Source organism: Hymenobacter siberiensis, from assembly GCF_018967845.1.
Lineage (GTDB): Bacteria > Bacteroidota > Bacteroidia > Cytophagales > Hymenobacteraceae > Hymenobacter > Hymenobacter siberiensis.
This window is the reverse complement of sequence record NZ_JAHLZZ010000001.1, coordinates 1,328,591-1,352,847: the sequence shown is the minus strand read 5'-3', so window position 1 is coordinate 1,352,847 and position 24,257 is coordinate 1,328,591. Positions and strand designations below refer to the sequence as shown.

Here is a 24,257-nt window from a genome sequence, read left to right as displayed (position 1 = left end):
CTACAGGCGAAATCTTTATCGTTACAGTGAACAATGCTGCGCCCCGCTAATCTCGTCAATCGGCACAGCTTTATTTCTCGTATGCTGTAAAATAACGAACCGAGCTGCGTCTATTGCCGCAGCTCGGGCCCACATTCGGGCATCCACGCGCTTTTCAGCCAGTATTTTCCCATGAAAACCACTCCATTTTTCACCATTGCCCTGCTCGGAGCCCTGTTCGTGGACTCATCCGCCTTTGCTTCGGCCCCGGCCCACTCCCTGGCCGGCATGGCTACGGCCAGCCCCGCCGCAGTAGACCATAGCAGCTACGACAAGCTCCTCAAGAAATACGTGAGCGCCAAAGGCCTGGTCAATTACAAGGGCCTGAAGGCGAACCAGCAGGAGCTCAACAGCTACCTCGACCTGCTCAGCAAGAGTGCGCCCGCCGCCTCGTGGAGCAAGGCCGACCAGATGGCCTTCTGGATTAACGCCTACAACGCGTACACCATCCGCCTGGTGCTCGACCACTACCCCGTTTCGAGCATCAAGGACATTGGCTCGAAAATCAAGATTCCCTTCGTGACAACGCCCTGGGCCATCAAGTTTTTCAGCATCGGCGGCGAAAAAATGAGCCTCGATAACATTGAGCACGGTATCCTGCGCAAAAAATACAACGACCCGCGCATTCACTTCGCGCTGGTGTGCGCCTCCATGTCGTGCCCCAGCCTGCGCCCCGAGGCCTATACCGCCGCCAAGCTGGAAAGCCAGCTCGACGACCAGGCCCGCGATTTCCTGACCAACCCCGCCAAGAACAAAATCAGCGCCGCCAGCGCCCAGCTTTCCAAGTATTTTGACTGGTACAAGGGCGACTGGGAGAAGAACGGCCAGTCGGTAGAGAAGTGGGTAAACAAGTATTCGACCACCAAAATCGACGCCAAAACCAAGGTTTCCTACCTCGACTACAACTGGAGCCTGAATGAGCAATAGGCCCTACCGGGTACCACTCCGCGCCGGCCAACTGCTGGTGCTATTGTGGCTGGGGCCGGCCGGCGCCGCGCACGCCCAGGCCCTGCCGGGTACAACCCCGCGCCCGGCGGCCCCCACCGAAACCCGCCACTACGCCATTGAGGTGGCCAGCCTGCGCGTGGGCACCATGACGGCCACGCGCCAGCCCCAGCCCGGCACCACCGAAGTAGTTTCCACGCTCATCAGCGATGTGCAGGTTACGTTTCTGTTCTACCACCTGAAGATTTACTACAAGGTTACCAACCGCGTGCGGGGTGGCCAGCTACAGCTTTCCACGGTGGAGGCGCACACCAACCAGGGCGATTTTTCGTCCCGTGCCGAGTGGAAAGGCGACCATTACGACATTCGCGCCGACCAATACAAGCACCATTATCAGGCCACCGAAAAGCACCCCATCACCTACACCGTCACGGACATGTTTTTTGGTGAGCCCGGCGGCCATACCACCGCCTTTGCCGAATATTTCGGCGATTATTTCACCGTGGCCCATGCCCCCGATGGCACCTACCGCGCCCACCGCGACGGCCGCGAAGACGAGTACCGCTACGCCAACGGCCAGCTGGTAACGCTCATCAAGAAGAACCCGCTGAAAAACTTCGTTATCCGCCTGCTGCCGTAGCCCCAAAAAAACAGCCACCTGGTATTGCTACCAGGTGGCTGTTTTTCGGTGTGGGAAGTAAAGGATTCGAACCTTCGACCTCTGGCGTGTGAAGCAAGCGCTCTAAACCAACTGAGCTAACCTCCCAAATAATACTTGGCCAACAAGCAGCCAAGGGGTTGATTTAAACCAACGTTTAAATCAGAATAAAAACAGCCACCTAGTTTCTAACCTAAGTGGCTTTTTTTCAGTGTGGGGGATACTGGGTTCGAACCAGTGACCCTCTGCTTGTAAGGCAGATGCTCTGAACCAGCTGAGCTAATCCCCCGAGTGGTTGTTTCCGTTTGGGATTGCAAAGATGGGGGGACTTTTTGGAAACACAAAACCTGCTGCTGCATTTGGGCGCATATTTTTTTGTTTTTCGCCCAAATCCGGCAGCAACAAATTCATTTTCAGCGCAAGAAAATTTCGGATAATTTTAGAAAAAACTTGTTTTACCAGCCCTAATCACCGGAGGCAACGTATTCCGGGCCGCTTCGTTAACGAGTTAAAAAACCTTTCTCACTCAGTACTCGCTTCCCGATGGATACCAAACTCCTCCAGAATTATTCGGAACAGGAAAAAACTGCTTACCTGAGCGCCATTGCCAGCCTGGCTACTGCCGACCGGCAGGCCTCAGGAGCTGAAGGGCAATTCCTGCAGGCGCTGGCGCAGCAGGCCGGCCTCTCGGGCGGGGCCACCCAGCAGGTGATGGCCGCCGCCCAGGATGCTAATAACCAAAGCATCCAGCAGAATCTGGACGTGCTTAAGAACAGCGACTTGCGCTTCTCGCTCGTTACCGACCTCATCAGCTTCGCGCGTGCCGATGGCTCCTATGCCAACGACGAGGAAGCTATGATTAGCAAAATGGCCCAATACCTCGGCATCAACCCCGAGCAGAAGCAAACCCTCGAAACAGTCGTCGACCAGGCCGCCAGCGTGCCCCACGACCCGCAGGACCCAGCCAAAACCGGCTTCCTGAACGGTATTGGCGACAAACTTTCCAGCGTGGGCATTCCCAAAGGTGCCCTCATGGCTGGCCTGCTGGGGGTGGTAGCCCCCATGGTAATTTCAAAAGTAATGGGCGGCGGCAGCCAGAACGGCTACGGCAACCAAAGCAGCTCCGGCGGCGGCCTGCTCAGCAGCGGCATGGGTGGCCTGCTGGGTGGCGCGGCCCAGAGCGGCATGGGTGGCCTGCTGGGTGGCTTGCTCGGCGGCGGCATGCTGGGCGGGCTGCTGGGCGGGAGCAACTCCAACGAAACGGCCAATCTGCCACAGCAGGGCTCGGCCATCGGCAGCGGTGGGCTGGGCTCGATGATGTCTATTCTGGGCGGCCTGGGTGGCCGGCCCAACTCGCAGCCGGCCAGCGCGGGCGGCTCGGGTCTGGGTGGACTGCTGAACGGCGGCCTGGGCGGAATGCTCGGCGGCCTGTTTGGTGGCCGGTAGCATCCTCGCCGAATCAGCAAGAAACTAAAAAAGGCTTGCCAACCGGTAAGCCTTTTTTAGTAGGGTAGCCATCACTTCGGTTCGCCGTTGTGGAGCGGCGGCAGCCGGCCTTCCCGGCTCAGGCTTTGTCGGCGGAGGCCACCACCATGGGTGCGCCGGCGAAAGAGCCACCGTGCTGCTCCACCACTTCCACAATGCTGTAGTTGAGGTCTTCTTTCACGTTGAGGTATTCGTCGTAGCTCGTGGTTTGCACGAAGTATTGCACGGTCACTTCCTTGCCGGCAGGCGTGAGGGCACTAAACTTCATTTGGGCGTCGGGGGTCACGAGTGGGTGCGCCTGCATAGCCGCCACGGCGGCCGCGATGATGGCGTGGAGCTGGGCGCTGGTGGTTTTCTGGTCGAAGGTGAGGGTGAAGCCCACCCGGCGCGAGGTGCGCAGCGAGAGGTTATCGAGCGGCTTGTCAATCATGCTTTTGTTGGGCACGGTGACGTAGCTTTTCTCGGCCGTACGCAGGCGGGTGCTGCGGAAACCGATTTTTTCCACGGTACCGCTCACGCTGCCGGCAGTCACGAGGTCGCCCACGCCGAAGGGCTGGTCGAGGAAGATGGTGAACGAGGCGATGAGGTTTTCGAGGCTTTCCTTGGCCGCGAAAGCCACCGCCAGCCCGCCAATGCCCAGGCCGCCGATGAGGGCTGTGACATTCACCCCAAACACCTGCCCCAGCGCCACCAGCACCGCGATGATGATGAAAAACACTTTCAGCAAGTCTTTAGCGAAGGGTAGGAACTGGTTGTCGAGGCGCGTGGGGCCGTGGGCTGTCGTGCGTAGCGCCGCCCGGCGGGCCATCACTAGCAGGGCAAAATCGACGAGGCGCAGGGCCACCCGCGCCGCCGCTACGATGAAGGCCAGCGCCAGAATGCGCAGCAGCAGCACCTCGTGCCAGGGCAGCACGCCCGGGCCGGCCGTGGGGCTGTGCGGATACATCAGCGTGGCTCCGGCCAACTGCAGCGTCACCACCAGCAGCAGCGTAGACAGCGGCTGGATGAGCAGCTCGTGCAGCTCGTCTTCCGTTACGCCGGCGGTGTAGCGTTTGGTGAGGGAAAACAGCAGCTTGCTCAGTAACCGCGAAAAAAGGCGTCGGAACGCGCTGCCTACCAGCAGGATGAGCGTCGCGATGAGGTATTGCCCGAGCGTGTTGCCCAGTATTTCATAGCTCAGAAAGGGAGGTAGCGTCATGTATGGGTTTGCTGAATTCAGAACGCGATGCTGAGCGTAGTCGAAGCATCGCCACCATGCGAGTAATTACTACTGCGGTAGCGATGCTTCGACTGCGCTCAGCATCGCGTTCTTTTTGCTTTATGACGTTCGTTTGGGGCAGCCGGTTACGAGACGGGGGCCTTCCCTACTTGGCCCGGATGGCAATTACCGGGTCCAGATTAGCAGCCAGCACGGCGGGCACAATGCCGGCGATGATGCCGATGGCCACCGAAATAAGCAGCCCCAGCATCACCCGGGCCGCCGACATGGTGAGCGGCAGGGCATCCTGCGGAATCAGGGTCACGAGCCACACCAGCGCAATGCCCGCCGCGCCCCCAATCAGGCACAGAAATACGGCTTCGAACAGAAATTGAAACAGGATAAAGAAGTTCTTGGCCCCCAGCGACTTCTGAATTCCGATGATGTTGGTGCGCTCGCGCACGCTCACAAACATGATGTTGGCAATGCCGAAGCCGCCCACCAGAATGGCGAATGAGCCGATAACGCCCCCCACCAACCCAATGACGCTGAAGAGCTTGCCCACGGCCGAGGCAATCATTTCGGGCCGGTTCAGGGCGAAGTTGTCATCTTCGCGGGGCTTCAGGCCGCGGATGTTGCGCATAACGCCGCGCATTTCGTACTCCAAATCGAGCAGTCCCTCGTCCTGGTCGCGGCCTTTCACGGCAATGCTGGCGCTGGGACCACCGCCGAAGCCGGTGGTGCTGAGCGCAAACATTTTCATGAACATCGGGAACGGAATGATGCAGTTGGCGTCGTTGCTGGAAATGGTGATGAGTTTTTTGCCTTCCTTTTCCATCACGCCAATCACCGTGAAGTTCTGGCCGCGTGCCTTGAACTGCCGGCCCAGCGCATTGCCGTTCGGAAACAGGTTTTCGGCAATGGTGGCCCCGATGATGGCTACGGGCCGGGCGGCGTCCATTTCCTGGTTGGTGAAGTAGCGGCCTTCCTTGATGGGCACGTTGCTCACCACGCGAAAATCGTAGCTCACGCCCTGCAGTACGCAGTCGGACACCGAGTTAGATCCGGATTTCAGGGTGTTGCCGCTATTGGCGGCGAAGATGGCAATGCCTTTGTTATTGGGGCCCAGCTGCTGGCGCAGCTGCTGGTATTCGCGCGGCGTGGGCACGGGCCGCTGGAAATACTTCCACCATGGAAAATCGGAACTAAACTCAAAGGGCCATTTCTGCACGTAGATAATCTTGTCGCCCACAAAGTCGAGGCTACTGCGCACGTTGGCCTCCAGCGAATCGACGATGGTGAAGACGGCAATGATGGCAAAGATGCCGACCGTGACGCCCAGCAGCGACAGAATGGTACGCAACAGGTTGGATTTCAAAGCATCCCAGGCAAACAGAAAGCTTTCGAGGGTGAGGCGCAGGTTCAGCATAAGGGAGGGCGGACACGGATAAAGCTGCTTCCGAGCTCAAAAGACGGAAACCTACGGGGAAGTTGCGCCGACGAGGGCTTGCGGCTATCGTCCATCTGTCATCCTGAGCTTGCGAAGGACCTTATCACGTTTGAGCAGTTTGGATTAATTCAGGCCGAGCAAACCTACCAAGGTCCTTCGCTGCGCGGAGGCCAGATTAAAGGATGACAGATGGATAAGGAACGAACCGTTTTCACCAAAAAAACAATATCCAAATAAAAGCCGTACTTTTGCCTCCCCAAATTTCCGTATATTCCCCCAAATACTGCCCTATGGCGATGAAATTGCACGAGTTCAAATTTGAACTCCCTGAGGAGCTGGTGGCATTGCACCCCGCCCGCAACCGTGACGAGAGCCGCCTGATGGTGGTGCACCGCGCCACTGGCCAAATTGAGCACCGTAACTTTAAGGATATTCTCGACTATTTCAGCGAGGGCGATGTAATGGTGTTCAACGACACCAAGGTTTTCCCGGCCCGCCTCTACGGCAATAAGGAAAAAACCGGTGCCAAAATCGAGGTTTTCCTGTTGCGCGAGCTGAACAAGGAGCTCCGCCTGTGGGACGTGCTGGTGGACCCCGCCCGCAAAATCCGCGTCGGCAACAAGCTGTACTTCGGCGAGTCGGACATGGTTGCCGAAGTAATTGACAATACGACTTCGCGCGGCCGCACCATCAAATTTTTGTTTGATGGCACCGACGAGGAGTTCCGTAAGGCGCTGTACGAGCTGGGCGAAACCCCGATTCCGAAAGAGGTTATCAACCGCGAAACCGAGCCCGCCGACAAGGAGCGCTACCAGACCATCTACGCCGAGAACATTGGCGCCGTGGCGGCTCCTTCGGCCGGCCTGCACTTCACCCGCGAGGTGATGAAGCGCATGGAAATCAAGGGCATCGAGCCGGCGTTTGTGACGCTGCACGTGGGCCTGGGCACGTTCCGCACGGTAGATGTGGAAGACCTGACCAAGCACAAAATGGACTCGGAGAACTTCATCGTGACGGCTCCGGCCTGCGAGATAGTGAACAAGGCCCTCGATACCAAGAAGAAAGTGTGCGCCGTGGGCACCACCACCGTACGCGCCATGGAAGCCTCGGTGTCGGCAAATGCCCGCATGAAGCCCACGCAGGGCTGGATTGACCGGTTCATCTTCCCGCCCCACGATTTCAAAATCGCGAACTGCATGCTTACCAACTTCCACATGCCGGAGAGCACGCTCATCATGCTGGCGGCGGCCTTCGCCGGCTACCCCCTGATGATGGAAGCCTACAAGCAGGCCATCAAGGAGAAGTACCGCTTCTTCAGCTACGGCGACGCGATGCTGATTCTGTAGTTTTTGGGGACTTAGAGGCTTCGGGACTTGGTTTTTTTCCGGCCCGTCTTTCCTATTGACTGACTACTGACTTTTTTGAGCGCCGCTTTTTTTGAGCGCCGATGTTCTTTCCGGAACGTCGGCGCTTTTCTTTTGTCAGAACTTCGCACCAATGAAACCCAAGTCCCCAAGTTCCCAAGACCCTAAGTCCCTTTACAACCAAGTCCCCAGGTTTGCCATTCTGGTGGCGGGCGGCAGCGGCACCCGCATGGGGGCCGACCGGCCCAAGCAGTTTTTGCTGCTGCGCGGCGAGCCCGTGCTGCTGCACACACTGCGCCGCTTTGCCGAGCCAGCCCTGGGCGTGGCGGACATTGTGGTGGTGCTGCCCGCCGACCAACTTGATATCTGGCAGGCGCTATGCGCGCAGTTCAGCATTGCTGTTCCGCACCGGCTGGTGGCGGGCGGGGCCACGCGCTGGGCCTCGGTGAAGGCGGGCCTGGCGGCGCTACAAGGGCACCCCGAAGGCTTGGTGGCGGTGCACGATGGCGTGCGGCCGCTAGTGTCGCGCCTGGTGGTGGAACGCACCTACGCCGCCGCCGCCACCCACGCCGCCGCCGCTGCCGCCGTGATGCCCAAGGACTCGGTCCGACTGGTGTCGCAGCACGACTCGGCGGCCCAGAACCGCAGCCGCCTGCGCCTGATGCAAACGCCTCAAACCTTCGAAATCGACCTGCTGCGCCGCGCCTACGCCATGCCCGAACTGGCCACCTTCACCGACGACGCGACGGTGGTAGACGACCTGTGCCGCGTGCAGCTGGTAGAAGGCGACTATCGCAACCTGAAAATAACGACGCCCGATGACCTAGTGGTGGCCGAAGCCCTGCTGGCAGCGGACATTTAAACGCAAAAAAGCCGCCCTCATCGGGGCGGCTTTTTTGTTTCGCGCGAAACTCAACCCCGCAACTAGCGCAGGGCAATGGTGCGGGTATGGCCGTTCACGGTGACGGTGGCCACGTTGTCGCAGGTGCCGGTGCCATAGTCCAGCGTCATCGACTTGCTGCTGGTGTTGGTGATGACCGTGGTGCCCTGCACGAAGTATTTGGGGCAGTCGGCGCGCTTGATGAGGGGGTTCTGGATGGTGGCGGTGTAGCCTACATTTTTGCGGTTGGTGCCGGTGGCCGAGCCGGTTACGCTGTACACGTCGTCGGAAACCTGCGGGGTGCCGAAGCCGGCGGTGCGGGTAAAGGTCCAGTTAGCGGTCCAGGAATGGGTGCCGCCATTGTTGGCGCGGATGATGCTGGCGTTGGTCACATCAACGGTGAACGAACCGCTGCCCATGTCGGTGAAGGTACGGGTGGCAGTATGCTGGTTATCGTTCACGAAGTAATCGACGCGGGTAACCACGGCGCCGGCCGTGCGGCGGTTTATGTCGGTGGTGAAGCGCACCAGGATTTTACCGCGGCGGTAGCGGCCATCGGCGCACAGGCAGTTGGTAGTACCGAAATCGATGGTGAGAGTTTTGGTGTTAAAATCATAGCTGCGGGTGGCGCAGCTGCCGAAGCGGGCGCGGAAATCGGCATCGCCGATGATGTTGGTTGAGCCCTGCACCTGCGGGTCGGTGGGGCCGGCCATCTGGGCGGCTTCGGAGCTCATGCCGGTTTCGGAGTTGTCGTCGGTGCGGTCTTCGGCCGTGGTGATGTCGTCAGTGGGCGTAGCGTCGTTGTTGCGGTTGCAGCCAGTGGTGAGCAGGGCAGCGCTGGCCAGGCAGGCCAGGGCGAAGGAACGGAGAGTTGCGGTACGCATAACGAAGGTGAAAAACGGGTTGGGAATAAAGTGAGAAACAGGACGAAGCACTGCGTTTGTGGTCGGTTGGAAGCGGAAGATACCGCCGGGTTTAAGCAGTCGAAATAAATATTGCGATACTTTCGGTCAAACCCCATTTTCAGCCGGCCGTATAGCCTGCACGCCCGGCCAAAATAGTCGCGCGCTTTTCGGCCCCCTCATGCATCATTTCCTCCATTCTACTTTCCTGCCGCGCCGGTTTTTCTGGCAGCTGGCGGTTGCACTGCCGTTACTCGGCAGCTGCTCGGGCAACGGCAGCAACGCCGATGCCGTGGACAATGCCATGGCGCAGAACGAGAAAAAAATTGACACCGCCGACATCACCAAGAAGCAGCAGGCCGATGCTGAATTTCTCGTTAAGAGCACCAGCAATGCCTTGCTCGAAGTAGAGCTGGGCAAGCTGGCCCAGGCCCGCGCCACCTCCCCCGCCGTGCGCAGCTACGGGGCCCGCCTGGTACCGCAGCGCCTGGAGCTGCTGGGCACCTTGCGCACCCTGGCCGCCGCCAAGGGACTGACCGTGCCCGCCGCCCTCGGCGGCGATGAGCAGCAGGCCTACCACGAAGCCAGCACCCAACCCGGTACGCAGCTCGATAAATACCTGATGGCCCTGCTGGTGAAAGCCCAGAAGCAGGACGAAGACGCCTTCGACGACATGAGCGATGATGGGTATGACGGCGACATTCGCGGCTTCGCGGCCAAGTTCCACGGGCCGGTGCAGGAACAGCTTGATGCGGCGAAGGATGCGGCCGATGTGGCCGACAAGCTACCATAATCAAACCGATGGGTTTTGAGCCACCGAAACAGATAAAAAAAGCCGCTCCAAGAGCGGCTTTTTTTATCTGTTTCGGCTTGAGCGCGTAAAGAACAAGGATATGATTCCGAGACGGACCCAAAATGGCCCGACTCCTCACACCCAATAGTTCCTCCATGAAAAAGCAATTCAACGTTCTCCTCCTTTCCTTCACCGTCGCGGGCCTTGCCTCCTGCACCGGCTCGCAGGATGCCGTGCAGCAGGCCAACAAAGCCAACGAGCGCCGCAACGAAACCGTGGCCGCCGCCATCGAAACGCCCGAGCAAGTGAAGAAAAGACTTGACTACGATGCCGATTTCGCGGTGGCCGCTTCCAGTAGCAACCAGCTCGAAGTAGCTATCAGCAAGCTGGCCCAGCAGAAGGCCATTGCGCTGGAGGTGAAGGAATGGGCCAAAACCATTGAAACCGAGCACACCAAGATGGACCAGGAGCTGGAAGCCATTGCCGGCCGCGCCAACATTACCCTGCCCCGGATGATGAGCGACGACGACCGCGACCACTACAACGACGTGGACGACCGCAAATACTTCGGCTTCGACAAGAAGTACCTGCGCAGCCTGAAAGATGCCCACGAGCGCGACGTGCAGCGCTATGCCGCCGCCGCCACGCAGCTCAGCAACGCCGAGCTGCGCGCCTTTGCGGCCCAGGCCCTGCCCAACCTGCGCGCCCACCTGCAACAAATCGAAGAGCTGTACAAGCGCGCCGACGAGCGGAAGTAAGCCCCCCCTTTCTAACGCTAAAAAGCCAGAGCGCAGCGGCCTTATCGATATCCGATAGGGCCGCTGCGCTCTGGCTTTTTAGCGTTAGAAAGGGGGGCTTACGCCGTAGCGTACTTGCTGGTTTTCAACTCCTCGGCCAGAAAGCGAGCGGTGTGGCCCTTGCCGGACTTGGCCACCTGCTCGGGTGTGCCCTGGGCGACAATCATGCCGCCGGCCGCGCCGCCTTCGGGGCCGATGTCGATGACGTAGTCGGCCACTTTAATCAGGTCGAGATTGTGCTCGATGATGAGGACGGTATTGCCTTTGTCGGCCAGCTTCTGGAGCACGTCCGCCAGGTGACTAATATCCTCAAAGTGCAGGCCGGTGGTGGGCTCGTCGAGGATGTAGAAGGTTTTACCAGTGTCCTTTTTACTGAGCTCGGTGGCGAGCTTCACGCGCTGAGCCTCGCCGCCGCTTAGCGTGGTGGCCTGCTGGCCCAGCGTGAGGTAGCCGAGACCTACTTCGTTCAGGGTCTTGATTTTGCGCAGGATGCGGGGCTGGTATTCGAAGAACTCCACGGCCTTCTCCACAGTCATGTCGAGAATGTCGGTGATGGACTTGCCCTTGAAGCGTACTTCCAGGGTTTCGCGGTTGTAGCGGCGGCCTTTGCAGGTTTCGCAGGGCACGTGCACGTCGGGCAGGAAGTTCATCTCGATGGTGCGGATACCCGCGCCCTCGCAGGTTTCGCAACGCCCGCCCTTCACGTTGAAGGAGAAGCGGCCGGGGCCGTAACCGCGGATTTTGGCCTCCGCCATCTCGCCAAACAGCTGGCGGATTTCGGTGAATACGCCCGTGTAGGTGGCCGGGTTTGAGCGCGGCGTACGGCCAATAGGCGACTGGTCCACCTCAATCACCTTATCAATAAACTCCAGCCCTTCGATGCCGCTATAAGCCAGCGGCTCGCGCTTGGCGTTGAAGAAATGCTGGTTGAGAATGGGGTACAGCGTGTCGTGGATGAGCGTGGATTTGCCCGAGCCCGATACGCCCGTTACAGCCACCAGCTTGCCCAGCGGCACCTTCAGGGTCACGTTTTTGAGATTGTTGCCCTTCGCACCCTTCAGCACCAAATCCACGCCTTCGCCCTTGCGCTTCTTCTTTTGCATCTCAATGTGCTTCTGGCCACTGAGGTACTGCGAGGTAAGCGAGCCGGAGTTGAAAATCTCCTGCGGTGTGCCCTGGGCCACGATGTGGCCGCCGTGGATGCCCGCGCCGGGGCCAATGTCCAGCACGTGGTCGGCGTGCAGAATCATGTCCTTGTCGTGCTCCACCACAATCACCGAGTTGCCGATGTCGCGCAGGTGCTGCAGGGCCTTGATGAGCCGCTCGTTGTCGCGCTGGTGCAGGCCAATGCTGGGCTCGTCCATGATGTAGAGCACGCCCACGAGCTGGGTGCCAATCTGGGTGGCGAGGCGAATGCGCTGGCTTTCGCCGCCGCTCAGCGTGCGTACCGGACGGTGCAGGTTCAGGTAGTCGAGGCCCACTTCGAGCAGGAAGCCGATGCGCTTGCGGATTTCCTTGAGCAGCTCGCGGGCAATCACGTTCTGGCGGTCGGTCAGGCGGCTTTCCAGCCCCTCAAACCAGGCGGCCAGGTCGTTGAGGTCCATCACCGACAGCTCGCCGATGTGCTTGCCATCCATTTTAAAGTGCAGGCTTTCCTTTTTGAGGCGGTAGCCGTGGCACTCGGGGCAGGGCTGGGCCTGCGCGTACTGCGCAATCCACTCCCGAATGTTGTCAGATTCCGAGTCCATCTGCCGGCGCAGGAAGGGAATAATGCCCTCGAACACCTCATTATACAGGCCCTTGCCGCTGTCGGCCTCGTCCTCCGAAATGCCGTGGAGCAGGGCATGGAGCAGGTCTTCCGATATCTTCTCAATCGGCGTGTTCAGCGTGGCTTTGTTCTTCTTGAGAATGAGCTGGAGCTGCTGAAAAATCCAGATGTCGCGGTACTCGCCCAGCGGCGCGATGCCGCCCCGGCTGATGCTCAGCTTGCGGTCGGGCAGCACAGCTTCTTCCGTAATTTCCTGCACCTCGCCCAGGCCGTTGCAGGTCGGGCACGCGCCGTAGGGCGAGTTGAATGAGAAGGTATTGGGTGCCGGGTCGTCGTAGGCGATGCCGGTGGCCGGGTCCATCAAAAAGCGCGAGAAGAACTGCGGCGTGGCCTTTTTGGCATCGGGGTCGAGCACCAGCATGGTGCCTTTGCCGTGCGTGAGGGCATTCTGCACCGAGCCCGAGAGACGGAACCGGTCCTCCTCCTTCACCAGCAGCCGGTCAATCACGATTTCGATGTCGTGAATCTTGTAGCGGTCCACCTGCATCTTGGGCGTGATGTCGAGGATTTCGCCATCGACGCGCACCTTGGTGAAGCCCAGCTTGGCAATCTTCTGGAAATCTTCGCGGTAGTGGCCCTTGCGGCCCTTCACCACGGGGGCCAGCACCACCAGCTTTTTGCCGTCGAAGTGCTTGAGGAGAAAGTTGATAATCTGGTCGTCGCTCTGCCGAATCATCTTCTCGCCGGTAGCGTAGCTGAAGGCTTCGGCCGTGCGGGCATACAGCAGGCGCAGGAAATCGTAGATTTCGGTGATGGTGCCCACCGTGGAGCGCGGGTTGCGCGAGGTGGTTTTCTGCTCGATGCTGATAACCGGCGACAGGCCCTCAATCTTGTCCACGTCGGGCCGCTCCAGCCCGCCCATGAAGCTGCGGGCATAGGCCGAAAACGTCTCCATGTACCGCCGCTGCCCCTCGGCATAAATGGTATCGAACGCCAGGCTGCTCTTGCCCGAGCCCGAAATGCCCGTGAACACCACCAGCCGATTGCGCGGAATTTTAACCGTTACGTTCTTCAAGTTGTGCTCGCGCGCGCCGTACACCTCAATGTACTGGGCTTCCAGGTACTGCGAGGCGGGGCTATGGCCGTTAAGCTGACCGTGGACGTGCCCGGTAACGGGGCCGGCCGCCGGGATTTCGGCAATATCACGCACGGCAGCTGCCATTTCGGCCGCCACGGCTACGCCATTAGCAACCGGTTTTTTCTTAGCGGCAGCCGGGGCTTTAGGAGCTTTGGCAACCGGGGTAGCAGTGGATTTTTTGGCCATTCAGAAACGCAGCGAATAAGTTCGCAAAAGTACGGAAAGCGCCGCCCGATAGCTAGCCCGGGCAACGAGATAAGACGAGGACTGACGCCGCCGGGCGTCGGGGTACAACCCCAAACGGGGGGTATTTGTCCCCAGCAATCCCACGGAAAATAAATAGGCGTTGATTTTGGGCAATTGGGCGAATGTTTTGGCCCAACCACCGGCTGGCCGGGCACTCTGGCACTTGCCTTGCATCTATTAAAGTGGCAGCACCGTTATGGGCCAGCTTACTTTTATCAATCTCTTACCATGAAACCCCTCGCAAAATTTATTGGCGCGGCCCTGGTGGGCGCGTTTGCGCTGTTTACGGCCCCGGCCGCTCAGGCCCAGGTGGGGGTAAATATTAATATTGGCACCCCGGCCTGGGGGCCGCAGGTTCCCTACGGCACGCAGTATTACTACATCCCCGAAATCGACGGCTACTACGACCTCTACAACCAGCAGTACATTGTGTTTCAGGACGGCTACTGGGTGCCGCTGCCGCAGCTTTATGGCTACGACCCCTACCAGTTCCACCCCGTTATTGTGGACTATCGCGGGGCCCAGCCCTGGCTGCGGGTTGATTACTACCGCCAGCGCTACGCCTACCGGCCCTACCGTAACTACGGCCCTAGCCCGGGCTACTACAACCGTGGTTACGGCAATAGCTACGGCCGCCCCCGCTACGACACCCGCGGTGGCTACTCCAACGGCCGCAACTACGGCGACCACGACCGCGACGACCGGGGCGGCTACCGGGGCAACAACAATCGGGGCAATGACCACGATGACCGAGGCGGCCGTTGAGGCAACGACAATCGGGGCAACGACCGTGACAACCGCGGCCATTACTCCGGCGGCAACAATACTCCGCGCAGCAATCCGATGCCCCAGCAGCCCACGCAACAGCCCCAGCAAGGGGACGGGGGCTACAATCCCGGCCAAGGCGGCGGTAACAACGGCGGCGGACGCGGCAACGACGGCGGCGGACGCGGCAACGACGGCAACCAAGGTGGCGGCCGGGGCCACGGCCGAGATTAAACTTCAAATTCAGCCCGTACCAACCCACTTGGGTTAAACCCAGTATAGGGCCATCCGGCATTGCCTGTACGGCACCGAATACTCTTATTTTCAACCAACCCAACACACTCATGAAATTGCTTCCCACCCTATTGTGCACCGTACTGCTTGGCGGGGCTGCCCTCGCGGTCACCCCAGAGGCGCAGGCCCAGATTAATATCAATATCACGCCGCCCAACTGGGGCCCGGCCGTGCCGCAGGGCGCCCAGTATTACTACATTCCCGAAACCAATGGTTTCTACGATGTACCGGCCCGCCAGTACGTGGTATCACGCAATGGCAAATGGGTTCGGACGGCCACACTGAGCGGCTATAACACCGGCAACTTTCACCCCGTAGTGGTCGATTACGTGGGTGCGCAGCCCTGGGTGCGCTACGAAGAGTATAAGGTGAAGTACCCCAAGCACGGCAACCCCTACGGCCACGCCAAGAAGCTCAAAAAAGGCACCGTACTGGTGCCCGTCGGCGGCACATATTACGTGGAAGAACACGGCAAAAAAGACAAGCAGGACAAACACGAATACGAGCACGACAAACACGAATACGAGCACGACAAACACGAGTATGAGCACGAAGGCAAAGGCCACGGCAAAGGCAAAGGCAACCACTAGCCCTGCCGGCCCTTTGGCACTGGCCAGCGCACTTTTCTGACCATAAAAGAAGCGCTTCTCTTATGGTCAGAAAAGAGGCTCTTTTATGTTTTGAGTCTGATTTGCATATAGGAAGACTGTCTGGCTAACCCCGGACAATCTTTTCCGTTTTTTCCATTTTTCCGCTATGAAATACCATCAGCCGCTCCTCGCCCTTGCTTTCGGTGCTTTTGCCGTTTTCGCAACTCCCGCCCCTGCTCAGGCCCAGGTAAATGTTGATGTGAACGTGGGGCGCCCCGCCTGGGGTCCGGCCGTGCCGCAAGGCACCCAGTTCTACTACATCCCCGAAATTGACGGGTACTACGACCTCTACGCCCAGCAGTACATCGTGTACCGCAATGGCCAGTGGCTGCCCGTGGCCGTGGTGGACGGCTACGACCCCTACCAGTTCCACCCCATGGTGCTCGACTACCGGGGCCGCCAGCCCTGGGTCTACGTGGGCGCGCACCGCGACCGCTACCCCCGCCGCGTAGTGGTGGTGCAGCCCCGCCCCGTGATAGTACGCCAGCGCGGCCTTCCCCCCGGCCAGGCCAAAAAGCTTTACCGGGAAGGCTACCGCGAAGGCCGTGAGGATGACCGCGGCCGCGGAAACGGCCGTGGCAACGGCAACGGTCATGGCAGGGGCCACGACCGCGACTAAGCGAATGTGATGCCATCAGAAGCGAAGAAAGCTGCCCATGTGGCTTGTCCTTGCCCGGATTTATTTAACGGCTATCGAACAGTAGACAGTTGCTCCGGTCCGACCGCCTAGGCGGTCGGACCGGAGCAACGGCTCCAGATTTAGAAAAGGCTGCCCATATGGGCAGCCTTTTTTGTTGAGGGCCCGGGTTTATTCCGCGTTTTCGTCCAACGTGGCCCAGTCGGTTTCGGGGCTGATGCTGGCCGGATTGGGCATTGCATTCCGGCCCAATAGCTCGGTGATGTAGAGCATCGCCGTGTCGCGGCCCATGCCGGCCACGGCCACGATGCGGCCCGCCTGCACGTAAAACGCCAGGAAATTCTGCTGCGCTACTACACCATGATATATGATTTCGTCCCACTGCTCGGCGTGGCCGGCGTAGCGCAGGCTCTTGCCAAACTGCTGCGTCCAGAAAAACGGAGCGGCGGTGAATGCTTCCTGCCGGCCCAGCATGTTGCGGGCGGCAGTATGGCCGTGCTGCTGGGCCAGCCGCCAGTGCTCGATGCGGGTGGGCGCGCCACCAGGCGCCAACGGGAAGCGGGCGATATCACCGGCGGCATACACGTTTTCGGCGGCCCGCAGCTGCGCATCAACCGGCACGCTACCGTCTTTTCCAAGGTCGAAAACATCTTTCAGAAACCCGGTGGCCGGGCGCACGCCCACGCCCAGCACCACGGCCTCGGCGGGCAGAATTTTGCCCGATTTCAGCTGCACGCCGCTTACGTGCCCGCCTTCGCCCAGCAGGGCCGTTACCTCGGCTTCGGTTTCAAACCGCACGCTTTTCTCTTCGTGCAGCTGGCGGAACATCTGCCCGATTTCCGGCCCCAGTACCCGCTCAAACGGCACTTTTTCCTGCGCCACCACGGTCACCTGCCGCGTTTCGCTGATGAGACTGCTCGCGGCTTCCATGCCAATAAAGCTGGAGCCGATGACGACCACCTGCTTTGCCTCCTTGGTGGCTTCCAGAATGACATCTGCATCGGCCTGGGTGCGGAGGGTGTGCACGCCGGGCAGGTCGTGGCCCGGCAGCTTGGGCAGCGTGTTGGGCGTGCCGCCGAGGGCCAGCAGCAGCTGGTCGTAGCGCAGCGGCGGGTGGTTTTCAAAGTGGATTTCCTGCTTTTTCAGATCTAAGCCGGTGGCCTGGGTGTTGGTCAGGAGCTCAATGCGCTGCTGCTGGTAGAACTCGGGCTGGCGCAGCGGCAGCGCGGCAGGTTTCGCCTTGCCGGCCAGGTAGGCTTTGCTGAGCTTGGTGCGGTCGTAGGGTGCGGCTTCATCAGCCGACACCATGACTAGGCGTCCTTTAAATCCTTCGCGGCGCAGCGTCTGGGCGGCGTATTGGCCCGCCGCCCCGCCGCCGATGATGACCAAGGTGCGGGCATCGACGGGCGCTTGGGCTAGGGCGGCGGGAGGGGTGCCGCCTACTTCGGCGGTGGGAGTAGCGGCGGGCTTCTCGGTGCTGGCGGGTGGGCTGTCGGGCAGCTGCACCCAGATGCGGCCGTCGGCCTCGCGCACGGCGAAGGCGGGCAGGTCGTCGAGAGCGGGCGGCTCGCAGAGGTGGCCGCTCTCGAGTTTGAAACAGGCGTGGTGCCAAGGGCAAATCAGCTTCCCTCCCACTACCCGGCCCTTCTCGAGCGGCGCGCCGTAGTGCGGACAGTGCGCGGCAAAGGCGTGGACGCGGCCCTGCTGACGGGTGAGCAGTACCTGGGGGCCGTCATTGGGCGTGGGAAAGGATTTGAGGCCGCCTTCGGGCAGACTGGCGGAGTCGGTGAGGTCGATTTCGGGAAGCATAGGGGCAAGAGGTTGGTGCTAAGTAGCAACGGACAGCGGGCCGGCAGGGTTAAGCACGCACAAAAAAAGCGCCCCCGGCGGAGGCGCTTTTCTGCAATCGAATAGTGGAGCGTGGAGGTTAAAACGCCGCGTTCTTGGGGTAGCGCGGGAAGGGAATCACGTCGCGGATGTTGCTCATGCCTGTCACGAACAGCACCAGGCGCTCGAAGCCCAGGCCGAAGCCGGCGTGCGGCGCGGTGCCGAAGCGGCGGGTATCGAGGTACCAGTCCAGGTCTTCGGTGGGTACGTGCATCTCAGCCATGCGGGTGGTGAGCTTGGTGTAGTCCTCCTCGCGCTGCGAGCCGCCGATGATTTCGCCGATGCCGGGAAACAGCACGTCCATGGCGCGCACGGTGCGGCCATCGTCATCCAGTTTCATGTAGAAGGCCTTGATTTCCTTCGGATAATTGGTCAGGATGACGGGCTTCTTGAAGTGCTTCTCGACGAGGTAACGCTCGTGCTCCGACTGCAAATCGGTGCCCCAATCCACGGGGAACTCAAACTTCTGCTTGGCCGATTTCAGGATTTCGACAGCCTCGGTGTAGGTGAGTCGCTGGAAGGCATTATCCACCACGAAGTTGAGGCGGGTGAGCAGCTCCTTGTCGTACTGCTCGTTGAGGAAGGCGAGGTCGTCGGCGCAGTTGGCCAGCGCGTACTTCACCAGGCTCTGGAGGAAATCTTCGGCCAGGTCCATATTTTCTTCGAGCTCGTTGAAGGCCACTTCGGGCTCAATCATCCAGAACTCGGCCAGGTGGCGGGCGGTGTTGGAGTTCTCGGCCCGGAAGGTAGGGCCGAATGTGTAGATGCTGCCCAGCGCCATGGCGGCCAGCTCGCCTTCGAGCTGGCCCGATACGGTGAGGTTGGTCTGCTTGCCGAAGAAGTCCTGGGTGTAGTCTACCGAGCCGTCCTCGGCCAGCGGCGGCTTATCGGCCGGCAGCGTGGTCACGCGGAACATCTGCCCCGCGCCCTCGGCATCGGAGCCGGTGATGATGGGCGTGTGGACGTAGTAGAAGCCGTGGTCGTTGAAATACTGGTGCACAGCGAAGGCCAGCGCGTGCCGGATGCGCAGCACCGCGCCAAACGTGTTGGTGCGGGGGCGCAAATGGGCGATATCGCGCAGGTGTTCCAGCGAGGTGGCTTTCTTCTGCAGCGGGTAGGCTTCGGCATCGGCCGCGCCCAGCACCGTGATTTCGGTGGCCTGAATCTCCACCGCCTGGCCCTTGCCCTGCGAGGCCACCAGCGTGCCGCGAATGGCCACGGCCGCGCCGTTGCCCACGTCCTTGAGGGTTTCCTCGGGGAAATTCTCGGCGGCGGCCACGGCCTGAATGGTGTGGATGGTGGAGCCGTCGTTCACGATGATGAACTGCACGTATTTGTTGCCGCGGCGGGAGCGAACCCAGCCTTTAACCAGGACTTCGCGGTCGAGGTCCTGGCTGGCCAGGAGTTCTTTGACGGTGGACCGTTTGAGGGACATAACTTGCGGGGAAGCGGAGTGTAAGACGTCAAAGGTAGGAATGTACCGCAAGCTTTAGTGGAATTATCGCAAGCTTTGGCCGAAGTACCGTAAGCTTTCGCTTGCGACGAGCGTAGCGAGTAAAATCGTTGAACGGTGCGGCCGTCCTTATTCGCTGCGCTCATCGCCAGCGAAAGCTTACGGTACTTCGGCTAAAGCTCACGGCCCACCAACTTTTCATGCCAAAGTTTAGTAGAACTCACCTCCGCCCCCGCCTTTCCGTACTTTCGTCATTATGCAACGCCTCGACCTCAAACAGCTCCTTTCGCAAAAGCTTAGCCCGCAGCAGATTCAGTTTATCAAGCTGCTGCAGATTCCTACGGCGGAGCTGGAGACGCGCATCAAGGAGGAAATGGAGGTGAACCCGGCCCTGGAAGAAGACGAGCCCGACGACACCGAAGAAATGGAGCGCGACGACAGCGACGATTCGGACGACCCGGACGCCAGCCTCGACAACGACGAGAATACGCTGGATGAAGACTTTGATGACCGCAGCGGCAGCGAATCGGAGATGGCCAACGAAATGCCCGAGCCCGAAATAATGCCCAAGGACGAAGGCCCGGTGGACAGCGAAGCCGCCCCCGACAACACCGACCTCGACCTGAGCGACTACCTCAACGACGACGAAATAGCGGGCTACAAGATGCAGGGCGATGGCCCCGGCGAGGAAGAGGAGCGCGACACCCCCCTGGCCGACACCAGCGGCTCGCTCCTGGATTCGCTGCTTGACCAACTGCACTTTGCCGATTTGGATGAGCGCCAGGAGGCCATTGGCCAGCAGCTCATCGGCTCGATTGACGGCGACGGCTACATCCGGCGCGACCTTTCGGCCATTGCCAACGACCTGGCTTTTTCGCAGAACCTGGAGGTGACCGTGGCCGAGATTGAGGCCGTGCTGCGCGTGGTGCACGGCTTCGACCCGCCCGGCATTGCGGCCCGCGACCTGCCCGAGTGCCTGCTGTTGCAACTGGAGCGCCGCCCGCAGGACGAAAGTACCGTGAACGCCGAGCGGATACTGACCGATACGTTTGAGGAGTTCAGCAAGAAGCACTACGCCCGTATTCAGCAAAAGCTGGACCTGGAGGAGGACGAGCTGAAGGAGGCCATCAACGTGATTCTGAAGCTGAACCCCAAGCCGGGCGGCAGTGGCCCCAGCGGCCTGGGCAAGACGCAGTACCTGATGCCGGACTTCATCCTGACCAACGATAACGGCGTGTTCAACCTGACCCTGAACGCCCGCAACGCTCCCGAGCTGCGCGTGAGCCCGACCTACACCGAGATGTTCCGGACCTACGACAAGGCGGCCAAGAAGGACACCAAGATGAAGGAGGCCGTTACCTTCGTGAAGCAGAAACTGGACTCGGCCAAGTGGTTTATCGACGCCATCCGGCAGCGGCAGAACACGTTGCTGCGCACCATGAACGCCATTGTGGAGCTGCAGCGCGAGTTCTTCGTGGAAGGCGACGAGAGCAAGCTCAAGCCCATGATTCTGAAGGATATTGCCCAGATGATTAGCATGGATATTTCGACGGTGAGCCGGGTGGCGAACTCGAAATCCATCCAGACGGAGTTCGGCATTTATCCGTTGAAATACTTCTTCTCCGAGGGCATTGCCACCGACTCGGGCGAGGACGCCAGCAGCCGCGAGGTGAAGAGCATCCTGAAAGACCTCATCGGCAAGGAGAGCAAGGAGCGCCCGCTGAGCGACGACAAGCTGGAAAAAATGCTCAACGCCCGGGGCTACAACATTGCCCGCCGCACGGTGGCCAAGTACCGCGAGCAGCTCAACATTCCGGTGGCCCGTCTGCGCAAGGAGCTGTAAATCAGCAAATAGTGCAGTTTCGGAGTTGCTGTACAGTAGCGCGGACTTTTAGTCCGCGAGTGAAACAAGCTCAGTAGCTCGCGGACTAAAAGTCCACGCTACGGCTCGGCTGTACATTTGACTGCGAAACTGCTCTAATCAACTTCGGAGCAGCCAATCAGAAGCACGAAACAAGTGGCCTGACGCAACTTTCCAGTCAGGATTGGGCTTCCCTGTCCAGGCGACAGTACATTGCCAGATGTCGCCGCTTCGCTTCTGCTAATGAAAACCGAACTTCCCACCGACCCCGCCGAACTCCGGGAGCTGCTGATGGCCGAGCGCGCCCGCCGCGAGCAGGCCGAAGCGCAGCTGCCGGCCTTGCTCGCGCTAAGCCACATCCCCGAGCTTAACCCCAACCCCATTCTGCGGGTGAGTGCCACGGGTCAGCTGCTGTATGCCAACCCGGCCGCCGGCTTCATGGCCCGCGAACTGGAAACCACCGGGCCGTCGCGGCTGCGGCCGTTGCTGGTGCAGGCCACCACCAGCGCCCTGCACACCGGAGCTGTGCAGCAGCGCGAAATCATGGCTAACGACCAGCATTTCCTGCTGTCGGCCGTGCCCGTGGTAGAATATCACTACGCGATGCTCTACCTCACCGACATCACGGCGCAACGGCAGGCCGAGGAAAGCCTGCGGGAGCAATACTCATTCTACGAATCGGTGATGACCCACCTGCCGGCCGTGGTGACGGTGCTTGACCCCAACCAGCGCTACCGCTATGTGAATGCCTACGCCGAGCCCGACCCCGCCCAGCGCCAGGCCCGCATCGGCAGCACTTTTGCCGACCACTGCGCCCGAAAAGGCCTGCCCGGAGAGTTGGCCGTGCGCCGCCGCCGCCTGTTTGAGCGGGCCGTGAATACCAGTGCCCTCGTGAGCTGGGAAGAACGCTGGCCCGACACCAACACCACCGCCCACCATCACTGGCTATGCTACTACCAGCCCGTATTCGGGGCCGATGAGGTGCTGCGCCAAGTGATGTGCTACGGCCTGGACATTACCACTTTGCGGGAGGCCGAGGCCCGCACCCGCGAGAGTGAGGCGGCCGCACTGGCCCAGCAGTCGTTCACCAACCTGGTGCTCGACCTCAACCCCAACCTCATCTGGGTGCGCGATGCGGAGGGCCACACCGTCTTCGAGAACGCCGAAATGAAGTTCTGGCGCCGCCACATGACGGAGCTTGCCGGCGCGTCCAGCATGGAGGCGGGTATGAGTAAGGAAGAAATCCAGACCTCGGTAATGGCCGACCAGGAAGTGCTGCGCACCGGCCAGCCACTGACCACTCAGGTATCCATTACCTTGGCCAACGGCGAAGTACGCTGGCTGCAAACTGTGCGCTGCCCGCTGGTAATGGCCGACGGCACGGCCCAGGTATTGGGCGTGAGCACCGATATATCGGCCCTGAAAAACGCCCAGCACGCGGCCGAAGCGGCCGCCACGGCCCGCGAAAACTTCCTGGCCAACATGAGCCACGAAATCCGCACGCCCCTCAACGGCGTGCTGGGCATGACCAGCCTGCTGGCCAAAACCGGCCTCAACGAGCAGCAGCGCAACTACACCGCCGTTATTCAGCACTCGGGCCGGCACTTGCTGAACGTGGTGAACGACGTGCTCGACATGGCCAAAATCACCTCCGACAACCTGGAGCTGGAGCAAATGGCCTTCAACCTTTGCGACTCGATGGCCAGTGCCTGCCAGCCGCTGACCATTCAGGCCCAGGAGAAGGGCATTCGAGTGCTGGGCACGCGCCTGCAGGACTCCTGCCTCCATCCCTGGGTGCTCGGCGACTCCTACCGCCTCAACCAGGTACTCATCAACCTCGTTTCCAACGCCATCAAGTTTACGCCGGCGGGCGGCACCGTGACAATAGGCGGCTACTATGTGAGCGAAACCGAGGACACCCTCACCACCGAGTTTCGGGTGACGGATACCGGCATCGGCATTGCCCCGGATAAGCTGGACAGCATTTTTCAGGAATTCACCCAGGCTTATGCCGATACCACCCGGCAGTTTGGCGGAACGGGCCTTGGCCTGAGCATCAGCCGGGCCCTGGTGGCCCAGATGGGCGGGCAGCTCACGGTGCAAAGCGAGTCCGGCAAGGGCAGCTCCTTCGCCTTCCGCATCACGCTGCCCAAGGCCAACGCCGAAGCCCGGCAGATGGCCCTGCCCACCCTGACCCCGATGCAGGAAGCAGCCGTGCGCGGTGCCCGCGTGCTGCTGGTGGAAGACAATGCCGTGAACCGCGAAGTAGCCCAGCTGCTGCTGGAAGCCCACGGCGTGGCAGTAGATGAAGCCGCCAGTGGCATTGAAGCCCTAGAGCTATTTGAGCTGAACTACTACGACGTCATCCTTATGGACATTCAGATGCCCGGCATGAACGGCCTCGAGGCCACCGCCCGCATCCGGGCGCACGCCGATACCCGGCGGGCGGCCACGCCCATCCTGGCCCTCACGGCCAACGCCTTCCGGGCCGATGCCGAGAAATACTCCGCCGCCGGCATGAACGACACCCTGCCCAAGCCCTTCGACGAAGCCGAACTGCTGAGCAAGCTGGCCTCGCTCATTGCCGGGGTGCCCGCCCCGCTGGTAGACGTGAAGCCTGCGGCGGCTGCCCCGACGGCCGCCCCACTCCCACTCCCACTCCCACCCACAGCCGCGCCCACATCGCTATTCGACCTGGCCCTGCTGCACCAGACAGCCCACGGCAACACCACGTTCATCAACCGGATTCTAGCCTCCTTCCACACCAATACCCCCGGCAGCGTGGCCGACCTGCACGCCGCCCTGGCCGCCTCCGACTGGCATTACGCCGCCGCCGTGGCCCACAAGCTGCGGCCGTCGCTCAAGCTAATCGGGGCCAACACACTGGTGCCCTGGATGGAAATTCTGGAGAGCAAAACCGGCCCCGATGCCGCCCGACGGGAAGCCACCCTGGCCCTGGCCACCGGCCTTACCGAAGTGCTGGCCGCCCTGCCCAAAGTGTAGTTGCAAAACGATGCTTCGCAATGCCGGGCGGCGGGGTACCACTG

General features: G+C 60.7%; 19 protein-coding genes and 2 tRNA genes. 13 read left to right on the top strand and 8 right to left on the bottom strand.

Going from position 1 to position 24,257, the window contains the following annotated elements:
- The first annotated feature begins 267 nt into the window (after positions 1 to 267).
- Together KQ661_RS05730 and KQ661_RS05725 are read left to right on the top strand one after the other, a co-directional pair.
- Entirely contained in the window at positions 268 to 966 is a 699-nt protein-coding gene (locus KQ661_RS05730) for a DUF547 domain-containing protein (RefSeq protein WP_394369641.1), read from the top strand.
- Entirely contained in the window at positions 956 to 1,624 is a 669-nt protein-coding gene (locus KQ661_RS05725; RefSeq protein ID WP_235726930.1) for a DUF6134 family protein, read from the top strand. Before KQ661_RS05730 ends, KQ661_RS05725 begins: the two co-directional genes overlap by 11 nt.
- Positions 1,625 to 1,675: 51 nt before the next feature.
- On the opposite strand, the gene KQ661_RS05720 is transcribed toward KQ661_RS05725, so the two are convergent.
- Both KQ661_RS05720 and KQ661_RS05715 read right to left on the bottom strand, forming a co-directional pair.
- Positions 1,676 to 1,750: transfer RNA gene (locus KQ661_RS05720), tRNA-Val, on the bottom strand.
- Between the two features lie 106 nt (positions 1,751 to 1,856).
- A tRNA-Val gene (locus KQ661_RS05715) sits at positions 1,857 to 1,931 on the bottom strand.
- Positions 1,932 to 2,185: 254 nt separating this feature from the next.
- On the opposite strand from KQ661_RS05715, the gene KQ661_RS22500 reads away from it, so the two are divergent.
- Complete coding sequence (locus KQ661_RS22500) at positions 2,186 to 3,088, top strand: TerB family tellurite resistance protein (RefSeq protein WP_216685890.1); 903 nt, start codon at positions 2,186 to 2,188, stop codon at positions 3,086 to 3,088.
- A gap of 118 nt (positions 3,089 to 3,206) precedes the next feature.
- Here the strand turns inward: KQ661_RS22500 and KQ661_RS05705 are convergent, their stop codons facing one another.
- Together KQ661_RS05705 and KQ661_RS05700 are read right to left on the bottom strand one after the other, a co-directional pair.
- The gene (locus KQ661_RS05705; protein ID WP_216685889.1) at positions 3,207 to 4,325 is read right to left on the bottom strand and encodes a mechanosensitive ion channel family protein; all 1,119 of its coding nucleotides are present in this window, start codon (positions 4,323 to 4,325) and stop codon (positions 3,207 to 3,209) included.
- Between the two features lie 166 nt (positions 4,326 to 4,491).
- Positions 4,492 to 5,754 (bottom strand): ABC transporter permease, encoded by a 1,263-nt coding sequence (locus KQ661_RS05700; RefSeq protein WP_216679756.1) that lies wholly within the window; start codon positions 5,752 to 5,754, stop codon positions 4,492 to 4,494.
- A gap of 317 nt (positions 5,755 to 6,071) precedes the next feature.
- On the opposite strand from KQ661_RS05700, the gene queA reads away from it, so the two are divergent.
- Both queA and KQ661_RS05690 read left to right on the top strand, forming a co-directional pair.
- Positions 6,072 to 7,121: a tRNA preQ1(34) S-adenosylmethionine ribosyltransferase-isomerase QueA gene (gene queA, locus KQ661_RS05695; RefSeq protein ID WP_216685888.1), complete on the top strand. Its 1,050-nt coding sequence runs from the start codon at positions 6,072 to 6,074 to the stop codon at positions 7,119 to 7,121.
- Positions 7,122 to 7,272: 151 nt separating this feature from the next.
- Positions 7,273 to 8,001 (top strand): 2-C-methyl-D-erythritol 4-phosphate cytidylyltransferase, encoded by a 729-nt coding sequence (locus KQ661_RS05690; RefSeq protein ID WP_216685887.1) that lies wholly within the window; start codon positions 7,273 to 7,275, stop codon positions 7,999 to 8,001.
- Positions 8,002 to 8,063: 62 nt separating this feature from the next.
- Here KQ661_RS05690 and KQ661_RS05685 read toward each other — a convergent pair whose 3' ends face one another.
- Positions 8,064 to 8,903, bottom strand: coding sequence for a hypothetical protein (locus tag KQ661_RS05685; protein WP_216685886.1), 840 nt, complete (start codon positions 8,901 to 8,903; stop codon positions 8,064 to 8,066).
- Between the two features lie 199 nt (positions 8,904 to 9,102).
- Between KQ661_RS05685 and KQ661_RS05680 the strand changes: the two genes are divergently transcribed.
- Positions 9,103 to 9,714, top strand: a complete 612-nt coding sequence (locus KQ661_RS05680) for a DUF4142 domain-containing protein (RefSeq protein WP_216679753.1) — start codon at positions 9,103 to 9,105, stop codon at positions 9,712 to 9,714.
- A gap of 155 nt (positions 9,715 to 9,869) precedes the next feature.
- The gene (locus tag KQ661_RS05675) at positions 9,870 to 10,472 is read left to right on the top strand and encodes a DUF4142 domain-containing protein (RefSeq protein ID WP_216679752.1); all 603 of its coding nucleotides are present in this window, start codon (positions 9,870 to 9,872) and stop codon (positions 10,470 to 10,472) included.
- Positions 10,473 to 10,570: 98 nt separating this feature from the next.
- Here KQ661_RS05675 and uvrA read toward each other — a convergent pair whose 3' ends face one another.
- A complete protein-coding gene (gene uvrA / locus KQ661_RS05670) occupies positions 10,571 to 13,603 on the bottom strand; it encodes an excinuclease ABC subunit UvrA (protein WP_226915732.1) in 3,033 nt (1,010 codons plus the stop codon).
- Between the two features lie 288 nt (positions 13,604 to 13,891).
- On the opposite strand from uvrA, the gene KQ661_RS05665 reads away from it, so the two are divergent.
- From KQ661_RS05665 to KQ661_RS05650, 4 genes are all read left to right on the top strand, one after another.
- Positions 13,892 to 14,428, top strand: coding sequence for a hypothetical protein (locus KQ661_RS05665; protein ID WP_216685885.1), 537 nt, complete (start codon positions 13,892 to 13,894; stop codon positions 14,426 to 14,428).
- Between the two features lie 78 nt (positions 14,429 to 14,506).
- Positions 14,507 to 14,662, top strand: coding sequence for a hypothetical protein (locus KQ661_RS05660; RefSeq protein WP_216685884.1), 156 nt, complete (start codon positions 14,507 to 14,509; stop codon positions 14,660 to 14,662).
- 110 nt (positions 14,663 to 14,772) lie between these two features.
- Positions 14,773 to 15,312: a hypothetical protein gene (locus KQ661_RS05655; RefSeq protein ID WP_216685883.1), complete on the top strand. Its 540-nt coding sequence runs from the start codon at positions 14,773 to 14,775 to the stop codon at positions 15,310 to 15,312.
- A 166-nt stretch (positions 15,313 to 15,478) separates the two neighbouring features.
- Positions 15,479 to 15,991 carry a hypothetical protein gene (locus KQ661_RS05650; protein ID WP_216679749.1) on the top strand — a complete coding sequence of 171 codons (513 nt, stop codon included), beginning with the start codon at positions 15,479 to 15,481 and terminating at the stop codon, positions 15,989 to 15,991.
- Positions 15,992 to 16,180: 189 nt separating this feature from the next.
- Here KQ661_RS05650 and KQ661_RS05645 read toward each other — a convergent pair whose 3' ends face one another.
- Both KQ661_RS05645 and asnS read right to left on the bottom strand, forming a co-directional pair.
- Complete coding sequence (locus tag KQ661_RS05645; RefSeq protein WP_216685882.1) at positions 16,181 to 17,818, bottom strand: FAD-dependent oxidoreductase; 1,638 nt, start codon at positions 17,816 to 17,818, stop codon at positions 16,181 to 16,183.
- Positions 17,819 to 17,936: 118 nt separating this feature from the next.
- Complete coding sequence (asnS, locus tag KQ661_RS05640) at positions 17,937 to 19,331, bottom strand: asparagine--tRNA ligase (RefSeq protein ID WP_216679747.1); 1,395 nt, start codon at positions 19,329 to 19,331, stop codon at positions 17,937 to 17,939.
- Positions 19,332 to 19,605: 274 nt separating this feature from the next.
- On the opposite strand from asnS, the gene rpoN reads away from it, so the two are divergent.
- Positions 19,606 to 21,192: an RNA polymerase factor sigma-54 gene (rpoN, locus tag KQ661_RS05635; protein WP_216685881.1), complete on the top strand. Its 1,587-nt coding sequence runs from the start codon at positions 19,606 to 19,608 to the stop codon at positions 21,190 to 21,192.
- 261 nt (positions 21,193 to 21,453) lie between these two features.
- Entirely contained in the window at positions 21,454 to 24,213 is a 2,760-nt protein-coding gene (locus KQ661_RS05630) for a PAS domain-containing sensor histidine kinase (protein WP_216685880.1), read from the top strand.
- The last annotated feature ends 44 nt before the right edge of the window (positions 24,214 to 24,257 follow it).

Bases quoted from the DNA above. Each gene is read 5' to 3' on its own strand.
- KQ661_RS05730 (WP_394369641.1), top strand. From the start codon at position 268: ATGGCTACGGCCAGCCCCGCCGCAGTAGACCATAGCAGCTACGACAAG.
- KQ661_RS05725 (WP_235726930.1), top strand. From the start codon at position 956: ATGAGCAATAGGCCCTACCGGGTACCACTCCGCGCCGGCCAACTGCTG.
- KQ661_RS22500 (WP_216685890.1), top strand. From the start codon at position 2,186: ATGGATACCAAACTCCTCCAGAATTATTCGGAACAGGAAAAAACTGCT.
- KQ661_RS05705 (WP_216685889.1), bottom strand. From the start codon at position 4,325: ATGACGCTACCTCCCTTTCTGAGCTATGAAATACTGGGCAACACGCTC.
- KQ661_RS05700 (WP_216679756.1), bottom strand. From the start codon at position 5,754: ATGCTGAACCTGCGCCTCACCCTCGAAAGCTTTCTGTTTGCCTGGGAT.
- queA (WP_216685888.1), top strand. From the start codon at position 6,072: ATGAAATTGCACGAGTTCAAATTTGAACTCCCTGAGGAGCTGGTGGCA.
- KQ661_RS05690 (WP_216685887.1), top strand. From the start codon at position 7,273: ATGAAACCCAAGTCCCCAAGTTCCCAAGACCCTAAGTCCCTTTACAAC.
- KQ661_RS05685 (WP_216685886.1), bottom strand. From the start codon at position 8,903: ATGCGTACCGCAACTCTCCGTTCCTTCGCCCTGGCCTGCCTGGCCAGC.
- KQ661_RS05680 (WP_216679753.1), top strand. From the start codon at position 9,103: ATGCATCATTTCCTCCATTCTACTTTCCTGCCGCGCCGGTTTTTCTGG.
- KQ661_RS05675 (WP_216679752.1), top strand. From the start codon at position 9,870: ATGAAAAAGCAATTCAACGTTCTCCTCCTTTCCTTCACCGTCGCGGGC.
- uvrA (WP_226915732.1), bottom strand. From the start codon at position 13,603: ATGGCCAAAAAATCCACTGCTACCCCGGTTGCCAAAGCTCCTAAAGCC.
- KQ661_RS05665 (WP_216685885.1), top strand. From the start codon at position 13,892: ATGAAACCCCTCGCAAAATTTATTGGCGCGGCCCTGGTGGGCGCGTTT.
- KQ661_RS05660 (WP_216685884.1), top strand. From the start codon at position 14,507: ATGCCCCAGCAGCCCACGCAACAGCCCCAGCAAGGGGACGGGGGCTAC.
- KQ661_RS05655 (WP_216685883.1), top strand. From the start codon at position 14,773: ATGAAATTGCTTCCCACCCTATTGTGCACCGTACTGCTTGGCGGGGCT.
- KQ661_RS05650 (WP_216679749.1), top strand. From the start codon at position 15,479: ATGAAATACCATCAGCCGCTCCTCGCCCTTGCTTTCGGTGCTTTTGCC.
- KQ661_RS05645 (WP_216685882.1), bottom strand. From the start codon at position 17,818: ATGCTTCCCGAAATCGACCTCACCGACTCCGCCAGTCTGCCCGAAGGC.
- asnS (WP_216679747.1), bottom strand. From the start codon at position 19,331: ATGTCCCTCAAACGGTCCACCGTCAAAGAACTCCTGGCCAGCCAGGAC.
- rpoN (WP_216685881.1), top strand. From the start codon at position 19,606: ATGCAACGCCTCGACCTCAAACAGCTCCTTTCGCAAAAGCTTAGCCCG.
- KQ661_RS05630 (WP_216685880.1), top strand. From the start codon at position 21,454: ATGAAAACCGAACTTCCCACCGACCCCGCCGAACTCCGGGAGCTGCTG.